Source organism: Flavobacterium xylosi (assembly GCF_042787345.1).
GTDB lineage: Bacteria > Bacteroidota > Bacteroidia > Flavobacteriales > Flavobacteriaceae > Flavobacterium > Flavobacterium xylosi.
The window spans coordinates 1-19,204 of sequence record NZ_JBHZPZ010000021.1 but is presented as its reverse complement, the minus strand read 5'-3'; the positions used below and the strand labels follow the sequence as shown (position 1 = coordinate 19,204).

17 protein-coding genes and 2 pseudogenes are annotated in these 19,204 nt (G+C 33.3%); all 19 read right to left on the bottom strand.

Annotated elements, in window-relative coordinates; genetic code table 11:
- Positions 1-2 precede the first annotated feature (2 nt).
- The 19 genes and pseudogenes from ACFX5E_RS14550 to ACFX5E_RS14460 all read right to left on the bottom strand — a co-directional run bounded on the left by ACFX5E_RS14550 (position 3) and on the right by ACFX5E_RS14460 (position 18,995).
- Complete coding sequence (locus ACFX5E_RS14550) at positions 3-248, bottom strand: type II toxin-antitoxin system RelE/ParE family toxin (RefSeq protein ID WP_379855915.1); 246 nt, start codon at positions 246-248, stop codon at positions 3-5.
- Between the two features lie 210 nt (positions 249-458).
- The gene (locus ACFX5E_RS14545) at positions 459-1,217 is read right to left on the bottom strand and encodes a WecB/TagA/CpsF family glycosyltransferase (RefSeq protein ID WP_379855883.1); all 759 of its coding nucleotides are present in this window, start codon (positions 1,215-1,217) and stop codon (positions 459-461) included.
- A gap of 145 nt (positions 1,218-1,362) precedes the next feature.
- A pseudogene (locus ACFX5E_RS14540) lies at positions 1,363-1,527 on the bottom strand (DapH/DapD/GlmU-related protein); the annotation flags it as partial.
- A 323-nt stretch (positions 1,528-1,850) separates the two neighbouring features.
- A complete protein-coding gene (locus ACFX5E_RS14535; RefSeq protein WP_379855882.1) occupies positions 1,851-2,750 on the bottom strand; it encodes a sugar transferase in 900 nt (299 codons plus the stop codon).
- 38 nt (positions 2,751-2,788) lie between these two features.
- Positions 2,789-3,694 (bottom strand): glycosyltransferase family 2 protein, encoded by a 906-nt coding sequence (locus ACFX5E_RS14530; protein ID WP_379855881.1) that lies wholly within the window; start codon positions 3,692-3,694, stop codon positions 2,789-2,791.
- A 75-nt stretch (positions 3,695-3,769) separates the two neighbouring features.
- On the bottom strand, positions 3,770-4,603 hold the full coding sequence (locus ACFX5E_RS14525; protein WP_379855880.1) for a glycosyltransferase family 2 protein: 834 nt from the start codon (positions 4,601-4,603) through the stop codon (positions 3,770-3,772).
- Positions 4,604-4,621: 18 nt separating this feature from the next.
- A complete protein-coding gene (locus ACFX5E_RS14520; RefSeq protein WP_379855879.1) occupies positions 4,622-5,908 on the bottom strand; it encodes a hypothetical protein in 1,287 nt (428 codons plus the stop codon).
- Positions 5,909-5,996: 88 nt separating this feature from the next.
- A complete protein-coding gene (locus ACFX5E_RS14515; protein ID WP_379855878.1) occupies positions 5,997-7,103 on the bottom strand; it encodes a glycosyltransferase family 4 protein in 1,107 nt (368 codons plus the stop codon).
- An 8-nt stretch (positions 7,104-7,111) separates the two neighbouring features.
- Positions 7,112-8,254 carry an acyltransferase family protein gene (locus ACFX5E_RS14510; protein ID WP_379855877.1) on the bottom strand — a complete coding sequence of 381 codons (1,143 nt, stop codon included), beginning with the start codon at positions 8,252-8,254 and terminating at the stop codon, positions 7,112-7,114.
- Between the two features lie 44 nt (positions 8,255-8,298).
- Positions 8,299-9,573 (bottom strand): glycosyltransferase family 4 protein, encoded by a 1,275-nt coding sequence (locus ACFX5E_RS14505; protein ID WP_379855876.1) that lies wholly within the window; start codon positions 9,571-9,573, stop codon positions 8,299-8,301.
- Between the two features lie 65 nt (positions 9,574-9,638).
- On the bottom strand, positions 9,639-11,165 hold the full coding sequence (locus tag ACFX5E_RS14500; protein ID WP_379855875.1) for an oligosaccharide flippase family protein: 1,527 nt from the start codon (positions 11,163-11,165) through the stop codon (positions 9,639-9,641).
- A gap of 197 nt (positions 11,166-11,362) precedes the next feature.
- Positions 11,363-11,548 carry a hypothetical protein gene (locus ACFX5E_RS14495; protein WP_379855874.1) on the bottom strand — a complete coding sequence of 62 codons (186 nt, stop codon included), beginning with the start codon at positions 11,546-11,548 and terminating at the stop codon, positions 11,363-11,365.
- Positions 11,541-12,296 (bottom strand): hypothetical protein, encoded by a 756-nt coding sequence (locus ACFX5E_RS14490; RefSeq protein ID WP_379855873.1) that lies wholly within the window; start codon positions 12,294-12,296, stop codon positions 11,541-11,543. Before ACFX5E_RS14490 ends, ACFX5E_RS14495 begins: the two co-directional genes overlap by 8 nt.
- Before the next feature lie 152 nt (positions 12,297-12,448).
- Positions 12,449-12,601 (bottom strand): annotated as a pseudogene (gene rhuM, locus ACFX5E_RS14485) (RhuM family protein); the annotation flags it as partial.
- Positions 12,602-12,938: 337 nt separating this feature from the next.
- Positions 12,939-14,024 carry a GDP-mannose 4,6-dehydratase gene (gene gmd / locus ACFX5E_RS14480; RefSeq protein WP_379855872.1) on the bottom strand — a complete coding sequence of 362 codons (1,086 nt, stop codon included), beginning with the start codon at positions 14,022-14,024 and terminating at the stop codon, positions 12,939-12,941.
- Positions 14,025-14,366: 342 nt separating this feature from the next.
- The gene (locus ACFX5E_RS14475; RefSeq protein WP_379855871.1) at positions 14,367-14,684 is read right to left on the bottom strand and encodes a four helix bundle protein; all 318 of its coding nucleotides are present in this window, start codon (positions 14,682-14,684) and stop codon (positions 14,367-14,369) included.
- Positions 14,685-15,420: 736 nt separating this feature from the next.
- Entirely contained in the window at positions 15,421-15,813 is a 393-nt protein-coding gene (locus tag ACFX5E_RS14470; RefSeq protein WP_379855870.1) for a four helix bundle protein, read from the bottom strand.
- A gap of 873 nt (positions 15,814-16,686) precedes the next feature.
- Positions 16,687-17,637: a GDP-L-fucose synthase family protein gene (locus tag ACFX5E_RS14465; RefSeq protein ID WP_379855869.1), complete on the bottom strand. Its 951-nt coding sequence runs from the start codon at positions 17,635-17,637 to the stop codon at positions 16,687-16,689.
- Positions 17,638-17,987: 350 nt separating this feature from the next.
- Complete coding sequence (locus ACFX5E_RS14460) at positions 17,988-18,995, bottom strand: mannose-1-phosphate guanylyltransferase (protein WP_379855868.1); 1,008 nt, start codon at positions 18,993-18,995, stop codon at positions 17,988-17,990.
- Positions 18,996-19,204 lie beyond the last annotated feature (209 nt).

Genomic DNA, 19,204 nt, shown 5'->3' with positions numbered 1-19,204 from the left:
TTTTATTTTTTTTCGTTAAAATATTTTATTCGCAACGATTCTGCACGTTCAATGTCTGTTTTCGGCGTCTTGTCTGTTTTCTTTATAATTCCGTGAGTAGCAATCACAATTGTATCTTGCTTGACAGATTTGTCCCAAAAAGCAAATAATCTTAGGTATTGTTTGTTATATAGAGTTCTAAATTCCCAGATTTCACCATCTAGTTTTTTGAAAAGTTCCTTGTCATTTACACTTCTTGATTTCCAAATATTATAAAGTATTTTTTCTTTTGATTTCTACTCGAGACTTTCCAAAAACTCAAAAGCACTTTCAAGGAATTCAACTTTAAATTTATAACCCATTCTGTACTGTTTTTTTACAAAGATAGAAGTTTCTTTAATAGGAAACAAAATAATTGGTTTTTAGCTTTTTTATTGCTATCACTTAAATGGAAAAGGGCTTTAGTCAAATTAATAAGATTAAATCACCACCATTTTTTTTCTACCCTCACCCTTTATTTTCTTTCCCAATATCAACTTGATAAAAACGGGACCATAATACAGGTACCTTTTCCACATACGCTTGGGTTCCTTTACCAAACGGATAAACCATTCCAATCGCAATTTGATCCAAAAAGGGAAAGGGCGTTCTACCGTTCCAGCATAAAAATCAAAAACGGCACCGATGGAACAGATAATTTTGGCATCTAATGCTGCTTTATGTGTAAAACTCCATTTTTCCTGTTTGGGTGCAGTCATCCCTACAAACAACACATCGGGTTGAAATGCATTGACCGCCTCTAACATTTGTTGATTATCAGCATCTGAAAACTTCGATTTATAGGGTGGCGAAAAAGTCCCCACTTTGATATTTGGAAATTCTTTGGCAAGACGTGTTGTAATTTTTAGTAATGTATTTTGCGACGAACCCAAATAGAAACAACTTCCTCCTTTTTTATTTAAATCATCCAAAAGGAAGTTGTGCAAATCAGCTCCTGCAATTTTTGTTGTTTTCCGACCACTCAACAATTTAACTGCCGCCACAATAGCCATACCATCCGGCAATAAAATATCCGATTGCTGTAAGGCATTTTTAAATTCAGCATCCTCTTCGGCAATGCAAAAGGAATATTGATTAATGGTGTTGATGAGCGTTTTGCCGGTAGCAATACAACCAGACAAATCGCCACTGAAAATGGAATAGTCTAGCAACGGAACGGTAGTAATTGGATTAGTCATTATTTTTAATTACTTATTATATCTAATATTTTTTTCTAGTCAAAAAAATTTAGAATATTTTTTTGTTTTTAATCCAACAATTTATCTATTAAATAGACGGCTTCAAAAGAAGTTTACAATGTTCTTCTAAATCTTTTATAGATCCGAAACGATCAGTGATTTTTTTTGCAGGATTACCTCCATAAATACCATAAGCTTCTACATCCTTAGTAACAACCGAACCCGCCGCAACAATAGCACCATCACTTATTTGAACACCTTGCATTATAGTGCAGCCATATCCTATCCAAACGTCACTACCAATCTTTGTTACAAGATTTAAACCTTTCCAAGAGTAATCAATATCACGAATAGCGGAAGCTAATCTGATAGAAGTACCAACTTGCTGATAATGGTGATCGTATTTCCCTACAACTGCAACCCTATTACCAAAAATGACATTATCGCCAATGATACAATCTGTCTCAATAAAAGAATCCCTACCGATATAAAAATTTTTACCGATTTCCAATTTCGATTTAGCCCAAAGTCTTACACGTACTCCAGAATGGAAACCATTTCCTATCATATACCTTCGATATTTAACCTTAATAAGGTATTGATTTCTTATTTTTTTTAGAACCTTAACTAAAATCATAATCCAAGGTAGGTTTCTATTTTTGACTTTAATCGAGAAAACAAACCCATTTTAATTTGGAATTTTTGCTGCGCTATTCCTGTCATTTCTATCATTGAAGGATGTATAAAAGTTCTTTTATTACTTGTATCCAAAAATGGCAGATACCGTGTTGATGAACCTTTTGTATGAGTTGCATTAATACCAAATCCTTCATTAAGAATCTTTGACTTTATTGGATAAACTGTTAATCCCTGGCATTTATACTGATTATAGAACCAACGGATTGCCCAAGAATCAAGATTGTTGGTCATTTGATTTTTTAACATCCTATTCAAATCTGAGCCTCCTTCTGAAAATAGTTTTTGTGCTCTTCTATCTTTGATGAATTCACTGTAATCCTGAATCTCCCAATCAATTTCATTCCATCGATCTCGCCAAGTTGCCCACCCCCATGACCATCCTCTATTTAGAAAATAGGTGTCAAATTTATATTTGTCTTCAATTCCTAAGTTAAATGAAAAACCCGAAATCGAGAAAACAGTCTTTTCCTTTTCAAATTTCACTAGAGACTGATTCATAAAATCTAAAAAGTTGTTGGTGCTCACTAAATCATCTTCCAATACAATTACGGAATCATGAACTTTTAAGATCTGACTAACTCCTTCAATAATGGAAGTTGCCAATCCTTTATTCAATTGCGATTCATAAATAGTAATGGAGTTGAAACCATTAATGGAGTGAATGTACTTTCTTACGGCACCAATAGCATCAGCATCAAGTTCCGCTTTAGCAGCATCCGAAAAGATATATAAATCAGACTCCAAGGCAAGATAATTTTTCTGCAGTGCCTCCACGGTATGCTGTAGAGTATCTAAACGTTTGTAGGTAAAAAGAACTATCGGAGCTATTTTCATGTCAATTATTTAATTTAATTGGTAAACCAATTATACTATTAATTCTTATAATTTATCAATTTCATTACTCTTGTGAAAATTCTTTGCTCAAGAGAGTTTTTTGAAATAAAATTTTTAGAAATTACTTTATTAAAAAGAACAGAATCCGGCAATGTTATGGCATCTTTACTATTGGGCTTGAATTTTGTTTTAAACCTATTATAACCAAAAGTATTAGAAGCATCTTCGCTACCAAACCCTATGTTTTGAACCAAAGTAGCAACAGGATAAAGCGTACAAGATCCGCATAAAAATTGGTGATAGTCTAAACGAATATCCCAAGCCCGAATCTTACCCTGCAGTGTATTCATCAACATCCTGCTTCTGTCACTGCCCCATTCATTAAAATCTTTTTGTACTTTATTGGAATTCAAAAAGGCATTTTTATCTTTTATTTCCCAGTCAACTTCTTTAATTTTATCAGACCATGTAGCCCAACCCCATGGACACGTACGTTTTGCAAAGTATCCATCGTATAGATAATTTTCAGGAATTTTATCCACAAAAGAGAACCCGCTAACAGAGAGTACATCAGTATTTTTTTTGTAAAAATTAAGAGAAACATTGAGAAAGCGAAGAAAACCTGGTGCTACGACTAAATCATCTTCCACTACAATAAACTGATCGTAACGTTCGGCCATAAGTTGGATTCCGTCTATAATATTGTAATCAACACCATAGTTTTTATCTCTTTCAATGATTTCAATATCCTTAAAACCGCTTATTGTTGGTAAAAACTGCCGAACCGCATTCACTTTTTCAATATCGGCTTCTTTAGCTGCAAAGTCACAAACTATAATTAAATTAGACTGTTTACTTTCGGGACACTTTTGCAAGGAAGCAATGCATCGCTCTAGCGTATCTAATCGCTTATAGGTAAATAAAATTATAGGGGCAGAATTCAAAATGGAAATTATTTAATTGATTAAATTAGCTAATTATGTAAAATGATTATAACATTTTAGGAATTAACCAGAAAATTATTTCTTCCACAATGAAGGAATTATTGCCCTCAAATGGATGGAAAAAAAATGAATAGTGGCAAGTAATAAACCATTATGCCTTTTATCAAAAACAAAAAACTGAGGCGGGTAACAACCGCTCGATGCTGTATATAAGCTCTTTACTCTTGTGAACACGCTTACAGTAGGAGATCTCCATTTTGGCAACTCAGTATGACTTTCACAGGTGCCAATAAAAGCGGGAGCCACATAAAGTGCAATACCAAGTTTTTTTGCTCTGAGACTATAATCAAAATCCCCTACTGCATGGTGAAAAACAGGGTCTAAATTCCCCACTAAATCGAATACTTTTTTAGGTATCAACACACAATTACCGTTACAATAATCACATTCCTGAAATGTCCCATTGGGAATAATTAGTCTGTCTGGATTTTTTCTATAACCTCCGTAAGTAGCCTTTTGGTTTTCCAAAGATTGAGTAGTACCGCAAACGATTGCTTTTTCAGTCGTTTCCGTCATTAGGATTTTAATGGCGTTATCTCTTAAAAAAGTATCGTCATTCAACCATAAATAATAGTCAAAATCTTTTGTAATCGCAGCGGTTTGCCAAGCCTTATACATGCCACGGTTCCAAAAAAGGTTTCCGTCTCCTTGGATGATATTTACTAAAGGGAATTGGATTTGTATTGCTGTGGCTGTGCCGTCCGTTGACGCGTCGTCTACCAAAAAAACTTCGATGAAGAAATCATTATTCAAACCTTGTTGCGCATACACAGCTTCTAGACATTTCAAGGTTTTTTCTTTGCGGTTGTGGCAAGTTAGTAGGACGCCTATAGTGGGTTGTAGTTTCAAAATTTGTATATAGGTTTGTTATATAATTTTTGTAATGATCCTCTTCTTATTGGCATTCTTCTTTTCAAAAATACCTCGAACCCAGAAGGCTACTTCCTTATCAGACATATAACGGAATGATTTAGAAAAACAGAGTCCTATCATAATCCAAAGGAAAAAAGTGGTAAGATTAAAAATATTGACATCCTCCACCCAAGCATACAGCCAGCGAAATGCAACAAACAATCCCAATATCTTACTGAAAATATTATTGGATTGGTTTATTGCAATATTAGAAGCCCTATAAAAAATGAGAAAATAAAGTAATACCCCAACAATACCAGTCCAAGTAAAAACATTCAAGATAGCAACCTCATTTGTAAGACGTTCTCCTCTTTTATTCATATCTTCTTCACCAAACCATTCTGATTTATTTCCCCTTGCTGGACTTCTACCAATTAACCAACTGTCGTATTCCACAGCTGTTTTTAAAACTTCAACATATAGGAAAGTACGCGTATCTGCAGTGAGTTTATCTTCTATCATTTGTCCCCTTTCGTCTCTTTTTTTCTCAACATAATTACCTTTTATATATTCATCCATATTAAAGACATTAAAAATACCATTTACGGCCAGTAAAAAAAGTATTAAAGGAGCAACAAATAACATCTTTCGTATGAACTCAAAGAACTTATTTGATAGGATAAAACGAAAATAATAAATAAAACTTAATCCGATTGGCAATCCAAATTTTATGACATTACTTCTCGCCCCAAAGTCGACAAAAATAACGAAAAGACATATTGAAAATACAATCCATTTCCACGGTGTCTTTATTACAGGAAGAAACAATGCTAAAAAACTAATAGGGACTAAATAAAATCCATACGCATCAGTAGATATCAAAAAATAAAAAAAAATAAAAAGGGGTAGAGTGTATTTAACATAAAATCTAAGAATAAATTGCAATAATGATTCATTAGTAGCAACATAAACGACAATAGGAGTTGTTAAGGCTAAACCATTTACCGTTAATCCTTTCCAATCCCAATAAGTTTCTGCAACAAAAAATCCTCTAAGAATACTTAATACATTCCAAAACAAATACAATTTTACGATTAGCAACAATGAAGTCTGACTTTGATTAACAAAATATTCTTTGCCTTTATAAAAAGCAAATAAAATGAATATTTGTAAAATCCACGATACAGCAGGATTAAAGATCTGTGAACCTGCTTTATATTCAATAGATGGTAAAATTGAATATATGGAAACCAATAATATGCTGAATGGGAGGTATCGTTGTTGTAATTTTATTTTCTTCATAGAAGCCAATCTTTTTTATTAAATTGTTTAGGATTTCCTGTTCAAATCTCATTGGCTGGAATGTGCTTAGTTACCACAGAACAAGCTCCTACAAATATAAGTTATAAATTTCGGTTGCGTTATTTCGCATATTATACAATATATCTACTGTTTTTTTAGCCCTAACCGCCATTTCTAAAGCCAATTTTTTATTAGCTCCCAATTTGATAACTGCCTCGGCAAGCAATCGATAATCTGCTGGAATTAAAATACTGTTCTTGCCTTGTTTGTTAAAGTCACGCAAGCCCGGCACGTCATATAAAATTGTTGGAATATTGCAAGCCATTGCTTCAATAGTGGTAATTGAAATTCCTTCAAAAAAGCTGGTCATTAGATAGACATCTGCCGCTATTAGATATTTTCGAACAAACTCTTGGTTTCCACAAAAACGAATTTGATTAACCACCCCTAAATCATTTGCCATTTTAATTTCTTCTGATTCCGTACAGCCTTTGCCTAAATGTAGATATAAGGTATCCGGAATTTTATTAAGAATTAAAGGTAAGGCTTTAATAATATCCACATGACGTTTGTTATGATTACAACCACCTATTGAAATCAATACTAAGGTTTGCTCGTCAATTCCTAATTCTTTTCGTACATCAAATTTCTCTTTTACCAATGCAGGGAAAAATCGAGTATTTCCATACCAATTATACACTTTGGTAGTTTTATTATGATACAATTTTAATTCGTGATCATATACTGAATCACTAATGGTTTGAAACCTACATTTAAAGATAGTTTTTGCCGACCAGCGAATCAAGCAATGGTAAGGATAGGTAAGCAATCGAGTAGGAAATACGGCGTGAAAAGTATAAACCGATTTAATGTTGACTATCCAAGCACACAATGAAAGCCCCCACATGGCAATAGAACTGTGGATATGTACCACTTCAAATTCTTCCTTTTTTAATAACCTTATCATTGACGTATAAAATTTAATACGACTTATATAATTTTTTAATGAAGGCATTGGCTGATGTATAACCTTATATCCTGCACGTTCAAAAAAAAGAGCGTATTCCCCTAATTCTGTTGCTGTTGCCATTACCGTCAATTTGCATCCCTTTTTCTGAAAAAAGGGGGCGGCATCAACGTACATTATTTCAGCTCCAGAAAATTTTAAACTGTGAAGGATATGGATTACTTTCATTAGAAATACTATTGCTTCTTTAAAATTACATTCTTTAAATTAACTATTGTCCGTAAATCAAATATTGATAAACCTTTAAAAAAAATATTTGATATAACATCAAGCCTTTGAGTTTGTATTCGTTTGCCTAATTGTATAAATGGAAGTTCTATAAATTTATAAACCAAATGACTTACCAATAATGTGACAATTAACGAAATTGGAAATACCAAATAAACATTAGCTGGAGTATATGAACACACTATTAATAAAATAGGAAAATGAAGTAAATATAGACTATAAGAAATCTTACCCAAAAATTGTATAGCCCATGTATTTAGTATGTAAGAAAAGAATCCATTTTTCATAGCTAGAATTAAAAAAAAGACACAGCCTAATATCGACATTAGTAAAATGCTCTTATCTTGATTACCAAATATAAAATTGAGACTAAATCTACTTGTATACAATATAGATGCAGTTACAAAAAATATTATTGTATAAAAAGGCTTACTTTTCGAATTTACATAATCTAAAATATCGTTTCTAAAAATAGCCATAATAGTACCTAAATAAAAAATCCCCAATGTATCTTTCCCTACAAAAAAAAGTAAAAAAAGAAACAATAAATTGAATGCTAATTTTAATCTTAATACAATGAATATCAAAAAAGGCAAAACAAAAGAAATTATCATTTCGGTTCTCAAAGTTCCTATAACTGGGTCAAATAATTTAGTGTTAAATGTGAAGCCTGCTAAAATAAAAGTGTTAAAAAACTCCGCATTAGAAATTTCCTTAATATCCCATTTCCAGAATTCATTTATCCAATCGGAATATCCCGTCAATTGTGAAGAATCATACAAAAAAAAATTTAAAAAGATGCATAAAAGAACTGCAAAAATAAATGCAGGATAGATTCTAAAAATCCTTTTTAGGTAAAAAGATGCCATATTTAAATCGACTGGGTTTTTAATGTAGGGTAATGTTAAAACAAAACCACTAAGTAAAAAAAAGAGAGTTACAGCAGCTTCACCATGCCAAAGAATATGAAATGGGCTATTTGACAAGTAATCAAATATCGAAGAATTTATGACGAAAACTCCAATCAAGTGAGAAAAATAAACTGACAAGGCAGCAATTCCTCTTAAACCATCCAATTCTTTATAACGCATATTTTTTAAATCTTAATTTATATAACAATTTAAACTTAGTTAATTTATATATGATGTAATTTAATTATTTCCTTATAATTATTATAATATTGATTTGTTACTAAATTAACATTATGACGCAATGAAGCTATTTCTTTAGCCTTGATACTAAGACTTATAGCTAAATCATCATTAGAAAAAATTCGATCAATCTGATGAGCTAAATAAAAATGATCACCTGATGGAAACAATAAAGCGCTCTCCCCATCTTTAACCATCGAAAATGTACCTCCAACTGCTGAAACAACAGAAGGTGTCCCTAGCATCATTGCTTCACCAAGTGAATTAGGGCTGTTTTCAATAAATGATGAAAGGACAAAGACATGGCTGTTTTTAAATTGTAGAGCCATTTCAGCAGCATTTAACTTTTGAAAAAAAACAATATTATTCTCTAAGTTTAACTTACAAATTAATTTTGCAATAAAAATAGAATAATCTTCTCCAAAAAAATAATCTCTAATTGAAGTTTTGATGTTTATGTTGGCTAAAGGAATCTGAACCTTAATATTTGGATATTTTTCTTTGAGAACCGCAACTGCCTTCAATAATACATGTAGTCCCTTAAGAGAATAGGATCCAGATGACATAAAAATAGTTTCTCTATTGCATATTTTAATATCCCATGAAGAGTTTAAAAAATCAGTCCGTAATAATTCTTCGCCATGATAATAAAATGCTGTACAATTTAAACCTAATACTTGAGCTTTATCCCAAAGCGTTCTACCGATAAAATACTTATTTATAGAGATAATCTTTTTTTCGATTATTGAATAACTTTGCCATCTATTTTTATACCCATCTATTCCTCCTCTACCTAACCAGTTCTTTATTGATTTAAAGTATTTGTATTGAAAATCGGATACGCTTATAGAAAAATAGGGCAAAATTGAACTAATAATTCCTTGAATAGAACAAACAATGGGTATATGAAGCGGCACAAATTGTCTAATTAACCCAAAATTATTTTCGGTGCCATGAATATGAATAATATCCGGTTTAAAATCGATTATAACCGATAAATAATTTTCCACCAATTCTTTTGCTAGAGCGGTCTTGTTATCTCCTTTTCGAATGGGTATCGTATAATATGTAATACCTGAAATTAACTTTTTTTGATTTTTACCTTCTATAACTGGATTAATCATACCCATCTGTGCATCTTTAAAGCTAGCCAATCCAAAAAATAAAGGATCAATCCAGGAACCTCCTTTTGTTGGTTTTCCTTCGACAAAAGGAAAAAAGGGTTCCAAAACATCATGTGTAATCCAAAGAATTTTCATTTTATTTAGTTTTATGACAGATTAGTAAAAAATTTATATTTATTATTATGTTAACATTTATCAACTTAATATACTTTTTTTTTAATCTTACAAAAAACATCATTTATATATTGTTTTTCTTCCAATGCGAGTCCCCAAAAATTTAAACTAATCAAAAATACAGCAGAAGAAATAGAGATTGTTATCAATAATCTTAAAAAACTTTCATTCATAAAGAACTGTATACAAAATGTAATTATCAATGCAGATAATGTTACAATCAATACAGGTTTCAATACTAAATCAATAAAGTCCTGAATTTTCATATCCGCCATTTTATTAGCAAATCGAGTCCTTATCACTAATAGTAAAATCTCGGAGAGGATTTGTATGAAATACACATAAAATGGTGGAAAACCTAGATTAAATAAAAGGATAGCCACAAGTAAAACCATTATATAAATTATTGAGGAGTATACTTCTATATGCTTAATATTTCCTACGGCATTTACAATTTTTCCTATAGGCATTGAAAGTTGACTAAACATTGCTACAATTAAAACTAAACGGCTGAATACAATGGTATATTCCGGTGGATTTATTAGCCATAACTTTAAAACATAAGGAGCCTCAAGTATGAATGGAATTGCAAAAAAAGCCAATAAAAAAAAGGACATTTTAGATCCCGTCATTGCTATTTTAATCATTCTATTTCTTTCACCACTTCCTTCACTTTTTACAATTTGCGGGTTTAAAGCCTTCATCATAGTTGCTGAAAAAACATTTATCTGTCCATTGAGTTGTGCTGCAATACCGTATGCCGCATTTACTTTGGCTCCAAAAAAGGAGTTTAAAACGATTATCATTCCATATGCTCCAAACATACTTGTAATTGCCCCAAAAAAAGTCCAAGAAGCATAAGTAAGCATTTCTTTAATGGTAGCCCTATTAAGGTGTGTTTTGAAATTTATTTTACTCTCCGCATATAAAACACGGCAATAGATTCTTCGGATGATCAGCAATACAAAAATAAGTGAAGCCATAAGTAACCCATACCATATGAGTTTGTCAGTATTCACCTGCTGTATGAATATAGCAATAAAAAGTATTCCAAAGGATTGAATTATACCGACTATAGAATCAAATAACATATGTTCATGCGCATTTATAATCGCATCATAAGGAACCGAAATAATGGTAAAAAAGGTACTAATCACCATAAAATGGAAGATGGCTCTGGCTGCATACATTCGATCAACGGGAATTATAAGAATTTTTTCGAATGCAATATAGCCTACACCTTCAACCAATAAAACAACAATGAGACCAACTAAAAGATGTAAAAAAACACTGGCATTGAATACTTCGCTTAGTTTTTTTTGTTGTCCTGCACCTAAATTAAATTCCAAAAACCGCTGTGTAGAGGATGATAATGAATTATTCAAAAACGTTAGCATTGCTATTACACCGGCAATTAAACTAAATAATCCATAGTCAACAGCCCCTAAGGTATTAAGAATAACTCTTGTAGAATACAATGCAATACCCATTGTAATAAAAGTTTTTACATAGAGTATTCCTGTATTTTTAATAATAAGCTTAGAACCCTTCATATTTTATATATGATCATTGAATTGATTAATCTTTTGATTATCCGCACAAAGTTGAAGAAGCTATTTAATTAATCGGTTAATTATTTTCGTGTCGATTAAACAATTAAGCTTTTTCCTAACCAGTTAACCTTTTCTATTTCTACCTTATCGAGAACTTATAATTGTTGACTTTTACTTACTCATTTACACCGAAGCCTTCACTCTATATTAGTATTGATTTTCCAATAACCCCCTGTTTTAGGTACGCCTTTGAACTCGATTTTATTTTCTTCTCTTAATAGTTGCATCCAGCGCTCTATAGTTCTTTGCGTAACATTGAACTGTTTTTCCATCGTTAAAATAGTAGTTCCTAGATTATTTGCAATAAGGTAAGAATCATTCATAGACCTTACATAAGGAAACCGTATTATGAATTCTTTTTAAGGGTTTCATTTTTTTTCGTTGCTTTTCTGAAAACCCGATGTAAAAATACAAAAAAGACAAACCACTAGCCTCAGGCTCGGCCACGGCCAATTGTAAATCGACTACTTCGCTTATTTTCTCAAAAGTAAACGTTTCGCTGTAGTGGGTAACAAAATGGGTGCTTTCAAAATCCCAATTCGTTCTGCCGGCACAAAGTTCAACATGACTCGCATTCGCTGGCCAGTCAATATGAACTAAAGGATCAAATTCTGGAACTTCAACTTGGCAAGCCGCTACATTCCATTGCCAGGGTGCTAACAATACTTTATCTAAAGGGCGCAGTTTATTTCCCTCAAAACCTAATAAATAAGAAGCAACCTCCTCTTCTTGTATTCCTTGGGCCAATGTCCTTTGACCTACTGGATGTACCAAGTCTTCTTTTATAATTTCAAGCAACAATTGATTTACACGACCCGGATAACTTTGATCTTTTGCCTTTTCATTAAAGGCATGAACCAATGCCCTGAATGTTCTGGACAGTTTAGCAGCTTGACCAAATTCCTTTCCATGATCTCGAATCCGCTGATAAATCGGGTTACTGTAAAACTCGGCGGAGCTTAATGACGATTTACCTTTAGTCCGTAAAAGGTTTTCCCCATCTTGACCCTCATAAAAGACCAAATCATCGAGCGTACCTTTAATTTTAATGTTTCCGATAACTTTGGCCATAAATAGTATCTTTAGTAATTGGAACTAAGATAGTATAAAACATTCCACCTGTCATTGCGAAGACCAAGCAATTCATTGTTTTTTATTTCAAGCGAATTGACTTTATGCTCTAATACTTCCATTCGATGATTAAGTGCGCATTCTCTTAGCAGCTAGCTTTTTAAAACTTTACTCGAACAAATACGCAATTGTGTTCCTCGTTGCGATTTGACACGGTATCCAACTGAGATAATTACATCAAGATTGTATATTTTAACTTTTCTTTTTATCCTTCTGCCACCTTCTTGTTGAACTGTTAAGTATTCCTTGACAGTTGAAAATTCATCATTTTGAAAATATTATGAATGTGCAAACTGATATTTTATTTAGTAGCCTTAAATAAATCTACCATTTGCATTTGTGTAAGCCATACCGCTTCATCTTCTATCCTAAACTCAATTTGGCTTGAAAGAGCATCTGACTGGTATATAATAATTTCGTTGGTGTCCATTGAAATTCGGTTGTCTGTTAATAGTTTTCGTAACGATTAATTACTTAACTTTTTCTAACCAGTTAACCTTTTGGTAACCAGTTAAACGATTAACCTTTTACTCGAAATAATTCAAAGTTTTTACCCAAAGTCTTTTAAAAACGGTTTTTAAACTAATACAATTTCAAATCACTCACCACCATCTCTTTAACCAAAGCAGCCAAATCATATTGCGGTTTCCACCCCAATTGCGTTTTAGATTTGGTAGGGTCTCCAATTAATAAATCTACTTCAGTAGGACGGTAATACTCAGGATCAACACGTACAACCACGGTACCAATTTCCAACTGATACAAAGGATTATTACAAGCAGCTACTTTTGCAGTTTCGCATTCTTGCTCCCCTTCAAAAGTCAATTCAACACCAACCTCAGCAAAGGCCATACGAACAAAATCTCTAATATAAGTGGTAACACCCGTTGCAATTATATAGTCTTCAGCTACATCTTGCTGTAAAATACGCCACATCGCTTCTACATAATCTTTGGCATGCCCCCAATCTCTTTGCGAATTTAAGTTCCCTAGAAAAAGACACTCTTGCTTTCCCTTTGCAATAGCTGCAGTTGCCATCGTAATTTTGCGGGTTACAAAAGTCTCACCACGTCTTGGAGATTCATGATTAAAAAGAATTCCGTTACAAGCAAACATATCATAAGCCTCACGGTAGTTTTTAGTAATCCAATAAGCATAAATCTTAGCCGCTCCATAAGGGGAACGCGGATAAAAAGGAGAATTTTCGTCATAAAAACCTTCTGCGTTTTTATTCTCTGCTAATCCTCCATACAATTCAGAAGTCGAAGCTTGATACACTCTGGTTTTTTTACATAAACCTAATATTCGAACTGCTTCAAGGATTCTTAAAGTTCCTATCCCATCCACATTAGCAACATATTCAGGGGAATCAAAAGAAACCTTTACATGTGACATCGCTCCTAAATTATAGATTTCATCTGGCTGTACTTCCTGAATGATTCGTATGATGTTCGTGGAGTCAGTCAAATCTCCATAATGCAATTTAAAGTTAACATGTACTTCATGCTGGTCCTGATAGATATGATCGATCCGTTGCGTATTAAAAGAAGAAGCACGGCGTTTAACACCATGAACCATATATCCTTTTTCTAATAATAATTCTGCTAGATAAGATCCGTCCTGACCTGTAATTCCTGTTACTAGTGCTGTTTTTTGTGTGGTACTCATTTTTTTTGTTTAAACGGTTAATCGATTATTTGCTTAATTGTTTTGCCTCTCGATTAACTAATTGTTATGTTTTTTTTTGAGAAATTTAGTTGGAAGGTTTAATTGGTGAACTGGTTAATTGTTTAATCGTTTGATGAAGAGTTGAATCGCTTATTTGTTTAATCGGTTAATTGTTTTCGTATCGATTAAACAATTAAGCTTTTTTAAAAAATTAAACAGTTAACCTCTTCCTAAACAGTTAATCTCTTCCTAACCGATTAAACTTTTCCTAAACAGTTAACCGATTAACCTTTACCTAAACGATTAAACTTTCTCCTACCAGTTAACCCTTTTCCTAAACAGTTAAACTTTTTTCTTCAATGTCTCCTTATTATTGATTTGATATTTATAAAGTGAATTGAGTTTATTTAGAATAGCATCCAGCTTTATTCGAAGTTCCGTATATTTCTCTTCATTAATATATTTCATATCCAAGGCGGTATTCAAATGATCTATCGTTTCAAGCCCCGTCGAATAAGACATATTAGTAAAATGTGCTTGGTCAAAATTAGAAGATCTTCCGGAACCCTCTGCTAAATTAGCTGAGATGCTGGCTGATGCCCTATTAATTTGACTGATTAAATCAAATCGCTCTTCTTTTGGAAATAAGTGACTAATCAACTATATATCAATTTTGAACTTTCTGGCCAGTTGATAAACTTCTAATTTTTCGAAAGAATAGATGTGATAGCTCAAATTGTTTAACTGGTTAATTGTTTATTCGTTTGTTATCAGGTAATTGAAAAGTTTAATCGCTTATTTGTTTAATTGGTGAATTGTTGGCTGAAATGTTGAATCGCTTATTTGTTTAATCGGTTAATTGTTGGCGGAAATGTAGAATCGCTTATTTGTTTAATCGGTTAATTGTTGGCGGAAATGTAGAATCGCTTATTTATTTAATCGGTTAATTGTTGGCGGAAATGTAGAATCGCTTATTTGTTTAATCGGTTAATTGTTGGCGGAAATGTAGAATCGCTTATTTGTTTAATCGGTTAATTGTTTTCGTATCGATTAAACAGTTAAACTTTTTCCTAAACGATTAACCCTTACCTAACCAGTTAACCGATTAACTTTTTCCTAACCGATTAACCTTTCTCTAAAAAGTTAAACTTTTCCTAAACAGTTAAACAGTTAACCTTTTCCTAACCGATTAACCTTTTACTAACCAGTTAACCGATTAACCTTTTCCTAACCGATTAACCTTTCACTAAACAGTTAACCTTTTCCTAACCGATTAACCTTTCTCTAAACAGTTAAACTTTTCCTAACCGATTAACCTTTTCCTAAACAGTTAACCGATTAACCTTTACCTAAACGATTAACCTTTACCTAACCAGTTAACCCTTTTCCTAAACAGTTAAACTTTTTTCTTCAATGTCTCCTTATTATTGATTTGATATTTATAAAGTGAATTGAGTTTATTTAGAATAGCATCCAGCTTTATTCGAAGTTCCGTATATTTCTCTTCATTAATATATTTCATATCCAAGGCGGTATTCAAATGATCTATCGTTTCAAGCCCCGTCGAATAAGACATATTAGTAAAATGTGCTTGGTCAAAATTAGAAGATCTTCCGGAACCCTCTGCTAAATTAGCTGAGATGCTGGCTGATGCCCTATTAATTTGACTGATTAAATCAAATCGCTCTTCTTTTGGAAATAAGTGACTAATCAACTTTATATCAATTTTGAACTTTCTGGCCAGTTGATAAACTTCTAATTTTTCGAAAGAATAGATGTGATAGCTCAAATCGTTTAATTGTTTAACTGGTTAATTGTTTATTCGTTTGTTATCAGGTAATTGAAAAGTTTAATCGCTTATTTGTTTAATTGGTGAATTGTTGGCGGAAATGTAGAATCGCTTATTTGTTTAATCGGTTAATTGTTGGCGGAAATGTAGAATCGCTTATTTATTTAATCGGTTAATTGTTGGCGGAAATGTAGAATCGCTTATTTGTTTAATTGGTGAATTGTTGGCTGAAATGTTGAATCGCTTATTTGTTTAATCGGTTAATTGTTGGCGGAAATGTAGAATCGCTTATTTATTTAATCGGTTAATTGTTGGCGGAAATGTAGAATCGCTTATTTGTTTAATCGGTTAATTGTTGGCGGAAATGTAGAATCGCTTATTTGTTTAATCGGTTAATTGTTGGCGGAAATGTAGAATCGCTTATTTGTTTAATCGGTTAATTGTTGGCGGAAATGCAGAATCGCTTATTTGTTTAATCGGTTAATTGTTTTCGGAAATGTAGAATCGCTTATTTGTTTAATCGGTTAATTGTTTTCGTATCGATTAAACAGTTAAACTTTTTCCTAAACGATTAGCCCTTACCTAACCAGTTAACCGATTAACTTTTTCCTAACCGATTAACCTTTCTCTAAACAGTTAAACTTTTCCTAAACAGTTAAACAGTTAACCTTTTCCTAACCGATTAACCTTTTACTAACCAGTTAACCGATTAACCTTTTCCTAACCGATTAACCTTTCTCTAACCAGTTAAACTTTTCCTAACCGATTAACCTTTCTCTAAACAGTTAAACTTTTCCTAACCGATTAACCTTTCTCTAAACAGTTAAACTTTTCCTAACCGATTAACCTCTTTTTTAACCGATTAACCCTCCACTACATTTTCACTTCCTTAAACCGATTAATATTCTCCAAAAACCAGTCATACGTTCTCTGTATTCCTTCTTCCAGCTGCACCTGATGTTTCCATCCTAAAGCGTGCATTTTGGATATATCCATTAATTTTCTTGGCGTGCCATCCGGTTTTGTAGCATCCCAAACGATTTCTCCTTGATGTCCAGTGATTTTTTGTATCGTTTCAGCCAAGTGCTTGATCGTTAAATCTTCCCCTGTTCCTACGTTATATAAATATTCTGGCAATTTATTTTCTAACGCAAAAACAACCGCCTGAGCCATATCATCCACAAAAAGAAATTCTCTCATAGGCGTTCCGCTGCCCCAAAGGGTTACGGGAGCGTGGTTATTTTCCTTCGCCTCGTGAAATTTTCGCATCATCGCCGGTAAAACATGCGAGGATGTTAAATCGAAATTATCATGGGTTCCATAAAGATTTGTCGGCATCAGACTTACGTAATCCTTATTGAATTGTTTTCTGATCGCCTCACAGGCTTTCACCCCGGTAATTTTGGCAATAGCGTACCATTCGTTGGTAGGTTCCAAAGGACCGGTAAGCAGGTATTCTTCTTTTAAGGGTTGTGGTGCCAGTTTTGGATAGATGCAAGAACTCCCCAGAAAAATAAACTTCTCCACACCGGATTGTAATGCGGTATCGATTAGATTATTCTGGATTTGCATATTTTCCATAAGGAATTGGTACGGAAAATCATTGTTGGCCAATATCCCTCCCACTTTCGCGGCAGCGTCAATAATCACTTCCGGTTTTTCGGCAGCCATAAAAGCTGCAACCGCTTGCTGGTTTCTCAGATCCAATTCCTTGCTGGAAGCGCCAATTAAATTAGTGTAGCCTTTAGCGGTAAGGGTGCGCCAGATCGCGCTGCCCACCATACCGTTATGTCCTGCTATATATATTTTAGTATCTATATTCATATTTATTATTTTTAATCTACTTGTGCGTACCAATTATCTAAGTACCGCAAACAAAATAATGACCCGCCCTTATATTTTTAAACTAAAAAATCACGGTAAGAATTTTAGCGCCGGCAGCAGGGAGTGACCCCCGAGTCGAGTGTGAAACACGAGCGGCTGGGGTCGCGATAGGGAAATTCGTTCGATGATTTTTGGTGTAAAAATATTCAGGCTTGATTTTTTTGTTACTTTTTTCATCAAGGAAAAAAGTAAAAATGTTCATCAAAAATCAGATGTGTTATAATTACATAGCTAATTATGTGATCTCTCCTTTCGTCGAGATGACAAACTAACAGCAAAGATTATCATTGTTAATTCAATAAATCAGATTTATCCCTTTCAAGCGCATTATACACACTTTTGACATCCTGTGAAAATTCCTTTTTCAAAATCAAATTCGCCGTAGGCGTATAAACAAAAATAGTATCCTTAACCCCTATAAAAGCAGTATAATTGGTAGTCCCAATAACCATATTCCCGTTTTCATCCACGGTATGACCAATGGTAACTAAATAATCATACACCGATTCGAAAGAACCCAAATCAGACCAGGCAAATTTAGAGGATACGACTTTTATTTTCTTGCTTCGCTCCATCACCGCATAATCAATACTGATGGAAGGAATATCCATAGATAAGGCTAAATCTAAATTCCCATTGGTGTTACTTTCCCAAACCAATTTCGATTTATCATACACCTCAGGATGAAAAGCTTTCAATTCTTCCAACAAAACCCCTGCTTTAAAACAAAACATCCCACTGTTCCACAGAAAATTCCCTTTGGCTATGAAATCTCGAGCCGAAACCTGGTTGGGTTTTTCTCTAAAAGAAATTACATCGTCTCCTTTGCGTTCAATGTACCCGTATCCCGTTTCCGGTTTGGTAGGCACAATACCAAAAGTAACAATCGCTCCTTGAGATGCTTTTTCTACTGCTTCTTGTATCGCTGTTTCATATTCCGCCATATCGCCAATAATATGGTCGGATGGCGTGACAATCAAAATATCATCCGGATCAGCGGCAAAAGCAGCAAACGCTATCGCTGCAGCCGTATTTCTAGGCGTAGATTCAATAATGTCAATATAGGAAGTACTCGTTTTTTCTAAAATATTTCTGCTCAAATGACAGTTGTCAATATTCCCGACAACCATCACCTTATCAGCTATATTGCGATTGCGATCTACGGTCATTTCAAATAGAGACTTCCCGTCAAAAATGTCTAAATATTGTTTGGGTTGGCTTTTACGGGACAACGGCCATAATCTGCTCCCTACGCCTCCGGTAAGAATGACATGTATAATTGATTTTTTATTTTCCATATAATATTGTTGGTCCGATGGACGTTGTTCGTTGTTCTATATTCAACATTCGATGTTCGTTGTTAGATGTTCGTTGTTAGATGTTCAAAATTAAAAAATGTTCAATGTTGAATGCTCAATAACGAATTTTGAAGTTTTACTTAACAGCTTTACAAGCAATTTTGACGTTAACTATTCCTACCTCGATGTTCAATGTTCAAATAAAAAAA